Origin of the sequence: Oceanomicrobium pacificus (assembly GCF_009833495.1) — a bacterium.
Taxonomy (GTDB): domain Bacteria; phylum Pseudomonadota; class Alphaproteobacteria; order Rhodobacterales; family Rhodobacteraceae; genus Oceanomicrobium; species Oceanomicrobium pacificus.
Genome location: NZ_WUWG01000005.1, coordinates 1 through 14080, shown reverse-complemented (window position 1 = coordinate 14080; position 14080 = coordinate 1). Strand labels below are relative to the sequence as shown.

General features: G+C 63.8%; 12 protein-coding genes and 1 tRNA gene. 7 read left to right on the top strand and 6 right to left on the bottom strand.

Annotated features, from left to right (window positions below; genetic code table 11):
• Nucleotides 1–85: 85 nt before the first annotated feature.
• A complete protein-coding gene (locus GSH16_RS11505) occupies nt 86–2983 on the bottom strand; it encodes a valine--tRNA ligase (protein WP_160855262.1) in 2898 nt (965 codons plus the stop codon).
• Between the two features lie 247 nt (nt 2984–3230).
• On the opposite strand from GSH16_RS11505, the gene GSH16_RS11500 reads away from it, so the two are divergent.
• From GSH16_RS11500 to GSH16_RS11485, 4 genes are all read left to right on the top strand, one after another.
• Nucleotides 3231–5534, top strand: a complete 2304-nt coding sequence (locus GSH16_RS11500; RefSeq protein ID WP_160855260.1) for a xanthine dehydrogenase family protein molybdopterin-binding subunit — start codon at nt 3231–3233, stop codon at nt 5532–5534.
• A gap of 16 nt (nt 5535–5550) precedes the next feature.
• Nucleotides 5551–6108, top strand: a complete 558-nt coding sequence (locus GSH16_RS11495) for a VOC family protein (protein WP_160855258.1) — start codon at nt 5551–5553, stop codon at nt 6106–6108.
• Between the two features lie 15 nt (nt 6109–6123).
• Nucleotides 6124–7167 (top strand): DUF2235 domain-containing protein, encoded by a 1044-nt coding sequence (locus tag GSH16_RS11490; RefSeq protein WP_160855256.1) that lies wholly within the window; start codon nt 6124–6126, stop codon nt 7165–7167.
• Between the two features lie 104 nt (nt 7168–7271).
• Nucleotides 7272–8717 carry a cobyric acid synthase gene (locus GSH16_RS11485; RefSeq protein WP_160855254.1) on the top strand — a complete coding sequence of 482 codons (1446 nt, stop codon included), beginning with the start codon at nt 7272–7274 and terminating at the stop codon, nt 8715–8717.
• Between the two features lie 13 nt (nt 8718–8730).
• Here GSH16_RS11485 and GSH16_RS15795 read toward each other — a convergent pair whose 3' ends face one another.
• From GSH16_RS15795 to GSH16_RS11475, 3 genes are all read right to left on the bottom strand, one after another.
• A complete protein-coding gene (locus tag GSH16_RS15795) occupies nt 8731–9102 on the bottom strand; it encodes a hypothetical protein (protein WP_205524110.1) in 372 nt (123 codons plus the stop codon).
• A 96-nt stretch (nt 9103–9198) separates the two neighbouring features.
• On the bottom strand, nt 9199–10584 hold the full coding sequence (locus GSH16_RS11480) for a TolC family outer membrane protein (RefSeq protein ID WP_160855252.1): 1386 nt from the start codon (nt 10582–10584) through the stop codon (nt 9199–9201).
• Nucleotides 10585–10672: 88 nt separating this feature from the next.
• Entirely contained in the window at nt 10673–11326 is a 654-nt protein-coding gene (locus GSH16_RS11475; RefSeq protein ID WP_160855250.1) for a protein-L-isoaspartate O-methyltransferase family protein, read from the bottom strand.
• Nucleotides 11327–11525: 199 nt separating this feature from the next.
• On the opposite strand from GSH16_RS11475, the gene GSH16_RS11470 reads away from it, so the two are divergent.
• From GSH16_RS11470 to GSH16_RS11460, 3 genes are all read left to right on the top strand, one after another.
• A tRNA-Cys gene (locus tag GSH16_RS11470) sits at nt 11526–11599 on the top strand.
• A gap of 163 nt (nt 11600–11762) precedes the next feature.
• Nucleotides 11763–12032 (top strand): hypothetical protein, encoded by a 270-nt coding sequence (locus GSH16_RS11465; protein ID WP_160855248.1) that lies wholly within the window; start codon nt 11763–11765, stop codon nt 12030–12032.
• Nucleotides 12017–13177 carry a tyrosine-type recombinase/integrase gene (locus tag GSH16_RS11460; RefSeq protein WP_160855246.1) on the top strand — a complete coding sequence of 387 codons (1161 nt, stop codon included), beginning with the start codon at nt 12017–12019 and terminating at the stop codon, nt 13175–13177. The genes GSH16_RS11465 and GSH16_RS11460 overlap by 16 nt, the downstream gene beginning before the upstream one ends.
• A 31-nt stretch (nt 13178–13208) precedes the next feature.
• On the opposite strand, the gene GSH16_RS15930 is transcribed toward GSH16_RS11460, so the two are convergent.
• Both GSH16_RS15930 and GSH16_RS11450 read right to left on the bottom strand, forming a co-directional pair.
• A complete protein-coding gene (locus GSH16_RS15930) occupies nt 13209–13484 on the bottom strand; it encodes a hypothetical protein (RefSeq protein WP_328803221.1) in 276 nt (91 codons plus the stop codon).
• A 367-nt stretch (nt 13485–13851) separates the two neighbouring features.
• The coding region (locus GSH16_RS11450) for an integrase core domain-containing protein (protein WP_160855244.1) at nt 13852–14080 on the bottom strand (229 nt) is incomplete at its 5' end.

The following is a 14080-nucleotide window of genomic DNA, read 5'->3' as shown; positions in this document are numbered from 1 at the left end:
TGCAAAGGGTGGGCCCGGACCGGGCCGGCAGAAAAAAGGCACCCCAAAAGGTGCCTTTCCTCTCAATCATGTCGCCGGTGCGGCGTCACGCCATTTCGGCAAGCCGGGCTTGGGCGGCGCGCAGCTTTTCCGCCTCGCTTTCAGCCGTTGCCAGCCGTTCGCGCTGCTCGGCGACGATCTCCTCGGGCGCCTTGGCGAGGAATTTCTCGTTGCCGAGTTTCGACGACAGGCCCTTGATTTCCTTGTCGAGCTTGCCGAGCGCCTTGTCGAGCCGCGCCTGTTCGGCGGACAGGTCGATCACATCGGCGAGCGGCAGGCAGAAGGTGCCGCCCTCCACCGGCAGGGTCACGGCGCCCTTGGGGGCCGCATCCGCCATCTGGAACTCCGACACGCGTGCGAGCCGTTCCACCAGCGCGCGGTTGCGGTCGAGCCGGGCGCTGCCGGTCGCGTCCAGATCGAGCTGCACCAGCGGCAGTTTCGCGCCTGCGGGCACGTGCATCTCGGCGCGGACCGAGCGGATATCCTCGATCAGGCCGATGACCCATGCCATTTCCGCATCCGCCGCCGCGTCGGCCAGATCGGCCGCACCATAGGTCGGCCAGTCCTGATGGATGAGCATGTTCGGCCGGTCGGCAATGTCGCCCCAGAGCTGTTCCGTGACGAAGGGCATGATCGGGTGCAGCAGGATCAGGCACTGGTCGATCGCCCAGGCCATGGTCGCCCGCGTCTCGGCCACGATGGCCGCATCGTCGGACTGCAGGAGCGGCTTGGCGAACTCCACATACCAGTCGCAGACGCGGTTCCAGACATGCGCATAGAGCCCGTAGGCGGCATCGTTGAACCGGTAGGCATCGAGCGCGGCATCGACCGTTTCGCGGATGCGCGCCGTCTCGCCCACGATCCAGCGGTTGACCGTCTGGGTGCAGGAGGCCGGGTCGAACCCGTCGACCGGGCGGCATTCGTTCATCTCGGCAAACCGCGCGGCGTTCCAGAGCTTGGTGCCGAAATTGCGGTAGCCCGCGATCCGGTTCGTGTCGAGCTTCAGCGCACCGCCGAGGCTCGCCATCGCCGCATTGGTGAAGCGCAGAGCGTCCGCGCCATATTCGTCGATGATCTCCAGCGGGTCGATGACATTGCCGGTCGACTTGGACATTTTCTTGCCCTTGGCGTCACGCACCAGCCCGTGCAGGTAGACCGTGTCGAAGGGAATTTCATCCACCACGGCCAACTGCATCATCATCATCCGCGCGACCCAGAAGAAGAGGATGTCCTGCCCCGTGATCAGCGTCGAGGTCGGGAAATATTTCGCCAGCGCCTCGGTCTCTTCCGGCCAGCCGAGCGTCCCGATCGGCCAGAGCCCCGAGGAGAACCAGGTGTCGAGCACGTCGGGGTCGCGGGTCAGGGCAACGCCCTCGCCGGCCTGTGCCTGTGCCTCTGCTTCGGTCGCGGCACAATATTGGTTGCCATCGGCATCGAACCAGACCGGAATCTGGTGGCCCCACCAGAGCTGGCGCGAAATGCACCAGGGCTCGATATTCTCCAGCCAGTGGAAATAGGTCTTCTCGCCGCTCTCGGGCATGATCTTGACCCGCCCGTCGCGGACCGCATCGAGCGCGGGGCCGACGATCTGTTCGGTATCGACGAACCACTGGTCGGTCAGCATCGGCTCGATGACAACCTTCGAGCGGTCGCCAAAGGGCTGCATGATCGGCTTGTTCTCGACGAGCGGCACGTCGCGCGTGACGGCATTGCCCTCTTCGTCCGTACCCTCGACACGCGTGGTGACGGCCAGGCCTTCCTCCGTGATCTGGGCGACGACGCGCTTGCGGGCCTCGAACCGGTCGAGCCCGCGCAGATCGTCGGGCACGAGGTTGACCGTATCGGCCGTCGCCTCGTCCAGTTCCACCGCGCCCTTCGCAACGCTCAGGGCCAGCGCCGAAGCCTCGGCATAGGGCGCGCCATCGTCGCGCATCCGCCCTTTGGTATCCATCAGGCGGTACATCGGAATGCCGCCGCGTTTGGCGACCTGATAGTCGTTGAAATCATGCGCCCCGGTGATCTTCACCGCGCCGGACCCGAAATCGGGATCGGGATACTCATCGGTGATGATCGGGATCAGCCGGCGATGTTCCTTCGGCCCAACCGGAATCTCGCACAGCTTGCCCACGATCGGCGCATAGCGTTCATCGTCAGGATGGACGGCGACCGCCCCGTCGCCCAACATCGTCTCAGGCCGGGTCGTGGCGATGGAGATATAGTCGCGCTCTTCCTCCAGCGTGACATTGCCGTCCTCGTCCTTCTCGACATAGGTGTAGGTCGCGCCGCCCGCGAGCGGATATTTGAAGTGCCACATGTGGCCCGCAACCTCGATATTCTCCACCTCGAGGTCGGAGATCGCGGTCTCGAAATGCGGGTCCCAGTTGACCAGCCGCTTGCCGCGATAGATCAGGCCCTTTTCATACATGTCCACGAAGACCTTGATGACGGCATCGTGGAAATTGCCCTGTTTCTCGGCCGCAGGCGCCCCGGGCGCGCCGGACATGGTGAAGGCCGTCCGTTCCCAGTCGCAGGAGGCGCCGAGCCGCTTCAACTGGTTGATGATCGTGCCGCCCGACTGTTCCTTCCACTCCCAGACCTTCTCCAGGAATGCCTCGCGGCCCAGTTCGGCGCGGGAGGGCTGCTGCGTCTCGGTCAGCATCCGTTCCACGACCATCTGTGTTGCAATGCCCGCATGGTCGGTGCCGGGCTGCCAGAGCGTGTCGAACCCCTGCATCCGCTTCCAGCGGATCATGATGTCCTGCAGCGTGTTGTTGAACGCGTGGCCCATGTGGAGCACGCCGGTCACATTGGGCGGCGGGATCATGATGCTGAAGGTCTCGTCGCGCTTGGCGTTGGCGCCTGCGCGGAACGCGCCGGCCTGTTCCCAGGCGGCGTAGATCGCGGCTTCGGAGGCGGCAGCGTTGAAGGTCTTGTCCATGCTCATGGTTGGCTCACCGGCATACTGTGTCGATTGATCGGGTCGATGCGTTCTAGCGGGGTTTGGCCGGGGATGAAACCCGCCAGAACATGCCCGCGCCCGCGACGTCACGCTGCAGCGCGCCCGGTTCCGGCATCAACCGGTCAATTTTTTGCAAGCGGCGGAGAACCCATTGAGCCGGACGGGGTTGATCGTTACACCATGATCAAGGCCCAGACGGCAGCCCCGCCGTCGCCACGAGAGGATCCGCGACATGAAGAAATTCGGTATCAGCCAATCCGTCCGCCGCAAGGAAGACCTGCGGTTCCTGACCGGAGAGGGACGCTATGTCGATGATATCGTGCCGGACGGTGCGGCCTATGTCGGCTTTTTCCGCTCGCCCGTGGCCCATGCCGCGATCACCCATCTCGATGTCAGCGACGCGCGCGAGGCCGATGGCGTCATCGGCGTTTTGACGGCCGAGGACATCACCGCGGCGGGGTTCGAGAACAGCATGGCCTTCGACACGCTGAAGAACCGCGACGGCAGCAAGGCCGCGGCACCGGTGCGCCCGATCCTTGCCACCGACACGGTCCGCTTCGTCGGGGAAGCGGTCGTTGCCATCATCGCCGAGAGCCAGGCGCAATTGCGCGACGCGCTCGAACTGGTGGACGTGGATTTCGACGACAAGCCCGTCCATGTGGACACCGCTGTGGGCGGCACCGCGATCCACCCAGAGGCGCCGGACAACCGCGCCTTTGACTGGTCATTCGGGGACGAGGATGCCACCAGCGCCGCTTTCGACGGTGCGGCCTTCACCACCCGTGTGGAGCTTGTGAACAACCGCGTCTTTGCGGCTTCGCTGGAGCCGCGCGGGGCCTTTGCGGAGCCCGAAGGCGACCGGATCCACCTGTCGATCAACGGTCAGGGCGTCTGGGGCACCAAGGACGAACTGGCACGGGTGCTCAATATCGATGCGGGCCAGATCCGGATCACCAATCCGGACGTGGGCGGCGGCTTCGGCATGAAGGCCTTCGACTATCCCGAATATTACGTCACCGCGATGGCCGCGCGGCTCTTCGGTCGGGCGGTGCGCTGGATGTCGGAACGCGGCGAGGCGCTCCTGACCGACAATGGCGCCCGCGACCTCGTGACCACGGCCGAAGCCGCGTTCGACGCCGACCACAAGCTGCAGGCGGTGCGCATCCACTCGCTGTCCAACCTCGGCGCCTACAATTCCAATTACGGCCAGTTCATCCAGACCGAGGTCGCGATGAAAGTGCTGACCGGCGTCTATGACGTGCAGACGGTCTTCTTCAATGTCGAGGGCATCTACACCAACACGACCCAGATCGACGCCTATCGCGGCGCTGGCCGGCCCGAGGCAATCAACGTCATGGAACGGCTGATGGACGGGTCCGCGCGCCAGCTCGGTGTCGACGGGATCGAATTGCGGCGCAAGAATTTCATCCCGCGCGACGCCTTCCCCTATCGCACCGTGGTGGGCGAGCTCTACGACGTGGGCGATTTCAACCGCGTGCTCGACCGCGCGATTGCTGAAGCCGACATTGCCGGGTTCGAGGCCCGCAAGGCCGACAGTGCCAAGGCCGGCAAGCTGCGCGGCCTGGGCCTCGCCTATTACATCGAATCGATTCTCGGCGACCAGAACGAGACCACGAAGATCGAGTTCGCCGAGGACGGGATGGTCGACCTTTATGTCGGCACCCAGTCGAACGGACAGGGCCATGAAACGGTATTTGCCCAGATCCTGCACGAACGCGCGGGCATTCCGTTCGACAAGATCCGCTTCGTACAGGGCGACAGCGACCGGATCGCCAAGGGCGGCGGCACGGGCGGTTCGCGCTCGGTGACCATGCAGGGCAGTTCGATCAACGCCACCGCCGATATCATGATCGACAAGTTCCGCCCGCTCGCGGAAGAGGAACTGGAAGCCGCGGTTGCCGATATCATCTTCGAGGATGGCGCCTTCCATATCGCTGGCACCGACCGGCAGATCGAACTGATCGCGCTGGCGGAAAAGGCCCGTGCCAAGGGCAAGGCGGACCTGCTTGCAACCGAGCATGAAAATGTCGTGCCGGGCCGGTCCTATCCGAACGGCGCCCATTTCGCCGAGGTGGAGGTCGATCCCGAAACCGGCGTGACCGAGGTCGTCAAGTATACTGTCGTCGACGATTTCGGCTTCCTGATGAACCCGATGCTGGCCGAAGGACAGGTCCATGGCGGTGTCGCGCAAGGCATCGGGCAGGCGCTGACCGAACAGGTCGTCTATGACGCGGACGGCCAGCTTCTGTCGGGCACGTTCATGGACTATGCGATGCCGCGCGCCGACGATGTGCCGAACATCCCCTTCCATGCCGAACTGGTGCCCTCGACCGCCAATGAGATCGGCATGAAAGGCTGCGGCGAAGCGGGCACAGTCGGCGCACTTGCGGCCGTCACCAATGCCGCGCTCGATGCGGTGTGGGAGCTCGGCGTGCGGCGGGTCGACATGCCGCTGACACCGGTGCGCATGTGGCAGTGGATCGACGCGGCGAAGGGCGCTGCGGCGGCCGAATAACAGCGGAGGAGACGAGATGGACAAGGTTCAGGTTCAGGGCATCCACCATGTGACGCTGAACGGTGCGGATCGCCAGACGAGCATCGATTTCTGGCAGGGCGTGCTCGGCATGACGCTGTTCTTCGAGCAGCCCAACCTCGATGAACCGGAGCTAGGCCATCTCTATTTCGACAGCGGCGACGGCACGACGATCACGGTCTTCACCGACGAGGGGCGCAAACCCTCCGAGCGCAAGCTGCACCAGCAGGTCGGCTCGGTCCACCATCTGGCCCTGTCGGTCAGCCAGGCCACCTACCGGATGGCCGAGGAGCGGCTGAAAGCCCACGGGTTCGCCGTCACCCTGCGCGACCGGGGGTTCATGGACAGTCTCTATTTCCGCGAACCGCTCGGCCTTCTGATCGAACTGGCAAGCTACAAGTTCGAGCCGCCGCAAGGCTGCACCCATGCGCAGGTTCTGGCCATCGCCCATGCCAAACGGGTCGCAGCCGGCGACGATGCGATTGCCACGCAGCATGTTGCCGACGCGCTTGTCGAATTGTCCGCCTCCCATGTGAAGAGCCTCAGCCCGAGCTGAGCGGAGGCCGCCGTCATGGCCCGGGGGCGGCTGCACATCTTCATCATCGACGGGACGCTCTCGCGGCTCCACCCCGAGTTTGAAACGAGCGCGGGCCTGCTCTACCGGCTGCTGGAAGAAGGCGGTCCGCGCGCCGACCAGACATATGGCTACAATCCCGGCATTCAGGGCGAGGGTCTGGGCAAATGGCTGCGGGTTGCGGCAGGCATCGGGATCAACCTGTCGGTCTGTCACGGCTATTCGGTGCTCTGCAGCCGCTACCGGCCCGGCGACCGGATCATGCTCTTCGGCTATTCACGCGGGGCCTACGCGGTGCGCTCGCTCGCCGGGTTCATCGGCAAGATCGGCCTGATCCGGCGCCAGCATGCGACCGAGCGCCGTGTGCAGCGGGCCTTCCGCTATTACGAGACCGAGCGCAGCAACCTGCATGCGCGGCAGTTTTCCGACCGCTATTGCCACCGTGATGTGCCGATCGAGATGATCGGCGTCTGGGACACGGTGGCCGCGCTCGGCCTGCCCTATCCGGTCCTGAACCGGCTCGCGCCGATGGCGACCGCCTTTCACGACCACCGGCTCGGGCCGCTCATTCGCAATGCCTGTCAGGCGCTGGCGCTCGACGAGACGCGCCTGTCCTACACGCCGATCCTGTGGACCTGCGCGCCGGGCTGGCGCGGGCGGTTGGAGCAGGTCTGGTTCGCGGGCGCCCATTCCGATGTCGGCGGGCAGGTCTGGCGGCGGCCAGAAGCTCGTCCACTTGCCAACATCCCCTTCGTCTGGATGCTCGACCGCGCGGAATCGCTCGGGCTGCGCCTGCCCGATGGCTGGCGGGACCGCTATCCCGGCGATCCGGCGGCACCCATGGTCGGCGACCGCGCGGGACCGGGGAAACTCTTCCTGTTGCGCGAACCGCGCCTGATCGGACAGGCGGATGCGGAGAGCATCCACCCGAGTGTCTTCGCACGGATGGAGCAACTGCCCGACTACCGCCCGCGCGCCTATGACCCGGACAATCCCACCGGCATCGGTCCGAAAACGTCCGAAGGCCATGGCCGGACCTAGGTGGCGCTTCGGCGGCGATTGAACCGGTGCGGCGGCGGGGCTAGGGTCGCGGCGAACTCCGGTTTGCGGATCGGAGGCATTTGGCGGAGGCAGAGACAAGCGGCATGAGCGGCGCGGTCATGATACAGGGCACCGGCTCGAATGTCGGCAAATCGCTCCTTGTCGCGGGGCTGGCGCGGGCCATGGCCCGGCGCGGGTTGAGTGTCCGGCCTTTCAAGCCGCAGAACATGTCGAACAATGCCGCCGTCACCGCCGATGGCGGCGAGATCGGCCGGGCGCAGGCTCTGCAGGCGCTGGCCTGCGGCCTGCCCCCCGAGACGGGCATGAACCCGGTGCTGCTGAAACCCGAAAGCGACCGCGGCGCGCAGGTGATCCTGAACGGGGCGCGCCTCATCACCGTGGCGGCGCGGGACTATGCCGCTCTGAAGCCGCGCCTGTTGCCCGAAGTCTTGCGGGCCTTCGAGGGGCAGAAAGCGCAGGCGGACATTGTTCTGGTCGAGGGCGCCGGATCGCCGGCGGAGATCAACCTGCGCGCGGGCGACATTGCGAATATGGGCTTTGCCGAAGCCGCGGACCTGCCCGTCATCCTTGCCGGCGATATCGACCGGGGCGGCGTCATCGCGCAACTGGTCGGCACCCATGCGGTCCTGCCCGCCGGAGACCGGGACCGGATCGCCGGTTTCCTCGTCAACAAGTTCCGTGGCGATCCGGCGCTCTTCTCCGAGGGGCGGCAGGAAATTGCGGCGCGGACCGGCTGGGCGGATCTCGGCCTTCTGCCCTGGTTCGACGGGGCGTCCAGCCTGCCGGCGGAGGATGCGCTCGATATTGCAGGCGGCGGCTCGGGCGCGCTCAAGATCGCGGTGCCGCGGCTGTCGCGCATCGCCAACTTCGACGATCTCGACCCGCTGAAGCTGGAGCCCGGCGTGACGGTGGAGATGGTCCCGCCCGGACAGGCGCTGCCCGGCGACGCGGACCTGATCCTTCTGCCCGGCAGCAAATCCACCATAGCCGACCTCGCATTTCTACGCGCCCAAGGCTGGGACATCGACATCCACGCTCACCACCGGCGCGGTGGGCGCATCCTCGGCATCTGCGGCGGCTACCAGATGCTCGGGCGCAGCATTGCCGATCCGGACGGGATCGAAGGCCCGCCCGGCCGCGTGGACGGGCTGGGCCTGCTGGAGGTCGAAACGGTCATGTCGCCCGACAAGCGGGTCACGCAGATCACGGCGCGAACTGCCGACGGGCTGGAGGTGACGGGCTATGAAATCCACCTCGGGCAGAGCGATGGGCCGGACCGGGACCGCGCCTGGCTGACGGTGGAGGGCCGGAGCGAGGGGGCCGCGTCACGCGACGGACAGGTGCAGGGCTGCTATCTGCACGGGCTTTTCGCGTCAGATGGGTTCCGCGCTGCCTATCTGGCCGCGCTCGGCGCAGCACCGTCCACGCTCGCCTATGGCGACGCGGTGACGTCAACGCTCGACGCGCTTGCCGATCATCTGGAAAAACATGCGGATATCGACGCGATCCTGAAGATCGCGGAGCTTTGACCGGACGCCGGAATTATTCCGACAAATCCTCGCTCAGCACACGGGCAATCTCCCGCCGGACGAGTTTCCGGACATTGCGGGTGATCCGGTCGCCCAGTTCACCCTGCAGTTCCTCGTTGAGGATTTCGCGCACCAGACGGCGCAATTGCTGGTCCCCCACGGGGCCGGCGGGTGCCGATCCGGGGCGGGCTGCGTCGGCCGGCCCGAGCACGAGCGGCTGGGCAGCAGGCGCGGCGGCGGCCACACGCTTGTCATCGGTCAGGACAAGCATATCCTTGATTTCGTTGACGACTTTCCGGTCGTCCAGCGCCCGCGCCTCGGCGGACACAAGCTGGCGGATGGAACTCAGAACATCGTTGACGTCACGCGGATCCGGTGGGGACATGGGCTTTTGCATCGGGTTCTCTCTCGCGTCAGCGGTTGTCTTCACAGTTGAACCACCCCCGTAGGCTCAAGCAGTGCGGGGCCGAAGCCCCGCTGCTCAATTCTTCCACCGACTGCTGATCCGGTCAATGGCCGTGGTGTCGAAGCCGCGCGGCGGCGCATTTTCCACCGCCCGGTAGTTCACATCCGGATCATAGGTCGGAATGCCGAGGCGCAGTTGCTCGACAGACAGGAGCCCCATCGAGGCGAGCAGTTGGAAGGCCGCCACATATTCGTCGCGCTTCGACGAGATCAGGTCCACCCGCGCTTCCTGAAACTCCAGTTCGGCGTTCAGCACGTCGAGCGTCGTCCGCGCGCCGAGCCGGGCTTCTTCCGTCACCCCTTCGAGCGCGATCTGCTGCGCGGTGATCTGCTGCTCGTTGGCCACGATGGAGGCGCGGGCCACGTCGAGATTGGCCCAGGAAATCGCGGTCGACTGCTGGACGAGCCGTGCAGTGTTCTGCAATTCGGCCTTGCGGCGGTCGAGCACATCCTGTGCCTGACGCACGAGCGAGGGCAGCGATCCCCCCTTGTAGATCGGCACGCCGGCCCGCAGGAAAACGCGGCCGATGGAACTGTCGTAATTGTCGATCTGGCTGCTGACGCCATAGCCGACCGAGGCCCCGACAGACACGTTGAGACGCGACGAGGCGCGGGCGCGCTCCACATCATATTGCGCGGCCTGCTGGTTGAACCGTGCCGCTTCAATGAGCGGCTGCGAGCGCATCGCAATCGTCTGCGCCTCGCTCAGGTTGGACGGCAGGCGCGGAATGGCCGGGGGCGGCTGCAGGTTGTTCGGCGGAATGCCGACCACATTGATGTAATTCTGCACGGACCGTGCCAGCGCCCCGCGTGCGGCGGCCAGCTGGCTCTGCGACAGTGCCAGACGCGCCTGCGCCTGCGACACGTCGGTGCGGGTCACCTCGCCCACCTCGAACCGGTCGGTGGTGGCGCGGACCTGTTCGCCCGTTACCGTCACGTTGTTTTCCGCCACGCCGACAATGTCCTGATCGCGGCGCACATCCATGTAGGCCGTCACCGCGTCGAGCAGCACGGTCTGCTCCGTGTCGCGCAGCGAGGAGCGGGCCGCAGCCACGGCCGCCTTGGCGGCGGCGATGGCATTGGGCGTGCTGCCCCCGTCATAGAGGACCAGCGCGGCGTCGAGCGTCGCGTCATAAGTGTCGCGCACGGAATTGAACGTGTCATTGAAGGCCGGATCGCCCCCCACGCCCTGCGCATTCAGGTTGAAGTCGATCGTGGGGCGCAGACCGGCGCGGGCCTGGGCCACATTCTCGTCCAGCGCCCGCAGCGCGGCACGGCTGATCTCGAGATTCGGGTTGGTCTGGTAGGCGGCGACAAGCGCGTCGGTCAGCGTGTCCGCCCATGCACCGAAAGGAACCAGTGAAGCGCCGAGCAGGAGCCCGGCAAGAACGCGACGTTTCATGAACCCATCCTTGTTTGCGGCAGGCTGCGGGGCAGCTTGCCTTTTAGGCAACCTTAACCGTGGCCGTGCGGCGATCAAGGGAAAGGGGTCAGAATTCGAACGTCTGTGGCTTTTCGAAACCAGGCAGGCGCGGCGCTGTTGCGTCGAAGGCACGCCGCCATGCTACCCGCCCGTTGGCCTTGATACCAAGGTCGCAACGGCCGCCGGCATCCTGCAGATGGATCGCGACGATCCGCCCGTCTTCTTTCAGCTGGTCAAGGATCGCGGCCGGCACCTGTTCCACCCCGCCCTGGATCAGGATCACGTCATAGGGACCGTTGGCCGCGTCCCCTTCGATGAGCGGGCCGGTCTGCACCACGGCATTGTCGGCGCCGAGTTCGCTCAGCGTCTCCTCCGCGCTGCGGGCCATGGCCTCGTCTTCCTCGACCCCGACAACGGCCTCGGCCATGCGGGCCAGAAGCGCGGTCGAATAGCCGGTCGCGCAGCCGATATCGAGCACCAGATCATCGGGCGCGACCGAGGCCGCGCTCAGCATCTTGCCCATCACGCGCGGGTCGAGCAGGAAACGCCCGTTGCCGAGGTCCACATGCTCGCCCATATAGGCGACGGCCCGTTTCGCGTTCGGCACGAAATCCTCGCGGGGGACGGCAAGCATCGCCTCGATGATCGGATACTGCGTGACATCGGAAGGACGCACCTGGGTGTCGACCATGGCGGTGCGGGCGGCGGCGAAGTCGGTCATGAAAACGATCCCGTTTGGACTGGGTTTGCATGGCTTTTGCCACAAAGCGGGACGACCGGCAATCACCCAAAATGCCGCTTTGCACCGCTTCCGGACCGGATCCGCGCGGCCGGCTCCGGCGCGCGCCCGCACCCGCCGCACCCGCAAAATTGCCCTTGCACTGGCAGCCCGAACGGACTACCTCATGCGCCACACTTCCGGCGAGTTGGCGGAGTGGTTACGCAGCGGATTGCAAATCCGTGTACACCGGTTCGATTCCGGTACTCGCCTCCAAATTTCCACAATATATTGCGCAACTTACAGCGCCCTTCACAAGATACTGTAATCTGTGTTTCGTACACAACTCGTACACAGTCCGCGCGCAGTTTCAGCTGCATTGTCGCCCCATTTTGCCGTATAGTGTTCAGCAACAGGCACTTAGCAAAAACGGCAAGCGATGAGCTACGGCGTAGGCACTGTGAATGTGCACAAGAAACTGAAGCTGGATAAGCGCAACGGAAGCGACAACTGGTACGCACGGCTGACACTGGAAAACGGCAAGCGCATCGTGAAAAGCACGAAGACGGACGACTTGGAGGAAGCGAAAGAGCGCGCGCTAGAGCTCTACTTCGAAACCCAAGCCCGCATCAAAACAAGCTTCCCGCCCAAACCCGCAAGTTCAAGCATGTCGCGGAATACGCAATCAAGAGGATGCAAGATGAGCTAGACGAAGGCGGCGGCAAGCAAGCTTACAAGGACTACATTTCCGCACTGCGTCGTTGGCTCGTCCCGCATTTTGGCGACACAGACATTGCGAAGATTGACTTGGCTGCGCTGACGGCTTTCGACGCGTGGCGCACGGAACAGAACGAAAAACCGTTCTCGCAGAGCGGCATCTACAACCACAACGCAGCACTCAACAGGGTTCTGGACGAGGCTGAACTACACGGCTGGCTTGTCAAATCTCTCCGCCCCACTCTGCTGAACAAAGGCATCAAGAGTGAAAGCCGAGGCAGCTTCACCGACGCCGAGTACAAGAAGATCTACACCGCGCTGCGCACGTGGCACAAAAAGACCAGCAACAGTAAAGCAGCAGCAACGCGCGAGGTATTGCGCAACTACGTGCTGTTTCTCGCCAACACCGGGGTGCGCCATGGCACAGAAGCTCTTGGGCTACGATGGCGAAACATCGAGTGGCATAACAAGGACGGCGAACTCTATTTGTTCGTCAACGTAGACGGCAAGACGCGCAAGAGAACCGCTGTCGCGCGCGACAACACCCAGGAATATTTGGAGCGGCAACAACTGCTGAACCCGCGCTTAAGCTACGACACGCTCGACGAACTGCTCTCCGCGCAATGCGACGAACTGGTCTTTGTGACGCGGCTTGGCGACGTTGCCACCATCTTCAATCTAAACCGCGCATTTAACGCCTTGCTCGACGAACTTGGGCTGAAGGTAGACGCGGGTGGAAGGGCGGGAACACTGTATAGCTTCCCTCACTTCTATGCGACCAAGAACCTGCAAAGCGGTATGACAACGCATGAACTGAGTGCACAGATGGGCAACAGCACAGCAATGCTGGACAAGTTCTACAGCAAATACAGCCCTCTTCTGAACGCGGATTTGCACAGCGGACGGCAGGTGCACAGAAACGCCAAGAAGGCTGCGAAGGACGAGGGACGAAGCGTGGCTGAGCTGGCGTTCGACATGCTTGCGGGCGGACAGCTGGACGAAGCAGGACTGGCAGCAGCAATCGGCGTGGGACGCACCGGATACGTTGTTACAGAAGAGATCGTTATGAAAGCTCTAGCCGCTAAGCGTGACGATCTGATCGACAACGGGACATTGCTGGCGATCTTGAATGGATAGTTGGCGCGAAGATCGCGCCAACCAAAGCGCCTTACTTTGACTTCTTGCGCTGCATCGCTGTGCTGACTGCCGCGTCAAGCTCGCCAGCTTCGGCTGCCGACTTCAATGCACCAAGCGCACCTTGCACCTCTCCCAGCGCCTTTACGAAAACAGCGTTGCCGTTGCCAAGTTTCATCGGCTTGTTTCCGTATTTGCACTGCACGTACCAACCGCCATCTTGCTCGAAAAACCACGGGCGAACTTTGCGCATACGCTCGACAAGCACTTTCTCGCCCTGCTCGTTCTTCGCCCAACTCTTGCGCTGCACTTAATAGCTTTCGCCGTTCACTGCAGCTTCAGCCACCGCTCGCTGTTCTTCGATAGCTGCGACGAGCTTCTGCCTACGAAGCTGAACAGGGTCTCGCTTGTCGTTGCGAACCACTGACTTTACGGAAAGCTTGGAAAGATATGACATATGTTACTCCTTGAGTTTCTTGCTCAAGTCTGCTGTCTTCTGTCAAAATTACGATCTAAATCAGAAGCTTGCTTGAAAGGTGGGAGTAGCAGTCGTGCAGAGTCACATCCACACGCTTGAGCAGATCGTAAACTCCGCACTTTTGACTGATGCAGCTATTGAAGCGAAGCTGCCCTTCCTAGGCTATGCGGGAACTCAAGGCTTGCCAGATGACGTGTGTCTAGCCCCCTTTGTGTGGGCCACTGATCGGGGGTTTCTCTAAGAGTGTTTCTGGAACTGGTGGACGCATGTTGAGCGCCTGATGCGGGCGGGTGTGGTTGTACTGTCGAAGCCAGTGATTGATGACGATCTGGGCCTGCTCGGTCGTTGTGAACCACTCCGCATTGAGAACCTCCCGTCGTAGTGTCCCATTGAACCGCTCGTTGTATCCGTTCTCCCAGGGTGATCCT

Excerpts from the sequence above, each read along its gene's own strand:
- GSH16_RS11475 (WP_160855250.1), bottom strand. The coding sequence starts at position 11,326 with ATGACCGACTTCGCCGCCGCCCGCACCGCCATGGTCGACACCCAGGTG.
- GSH16_RS11485 (WP_160855254.1), top strand. The coding sequence starts at position 7,272 with ATGAGCGGCGCGGTCATGATACAGGGCACCGGCTCGAATGTCGGCAAA.
- GSH16_RS11465 (WP_160855248.1), top strand. The coding sequence starts at position 11,763 with ATGAGCTACGGCGTAGGCACTGTGAATGTGCACAAGAAACTGAAGCTG.
- GSH16_RS11505 (WP_160855262.1), bottom strand. The coding sequence starts at position 2,983 with ATGAGCATGGACAAGACCTTCAACGCTGCCGCCTCCGAAGCCGCGATC.
- GSH16_RS11490 (WP_160855256.1), top strand. The coding sequence starts at position 6,124 with ATGGCCCGGGGGCGGCTGCACATCTTCATCATCGACGGGACGCTCTCG.
- GSH16_RS11500 (WP_160855260.1), top strand. The coding sequence starts at position 3,231 with ATGAAGAAATTCGGTATCAGCCAATCCGTCCGCCGCAAGGAAGACCTG.
- GSH16_RS15795 (WP_205524110.1), bottom strand. The coding sequence starts at position 9,102 with ATGTCCCCACCGGATCCGCGTGACGTCAACGATGTTCTGAGTTCCATC.
- GSH16_RS11460 (WP_160855246.1), top strand. The coding sequence starts at position 12,017 with ATGCAAGATGAGCTAGACGAAGGCGGCGGCAAGCAAGCTTACAAGGAC.
- GSH16_RS11495 (WP_160855258.1), top strand. The coding sequence starts at position 5,551 with ATGGACAAGGTTCAGGTTCAGGGCATCCACCATGTGACGCTGAACGGT.
- GSH16_RS11480 (WP_160855252.1), bottom strand. The coding sequence starts at position 10,584 with ATGAAACGTCGCGTTCTTGCCGGGCTCCTGCTCGGCGCTTCACTGGTT.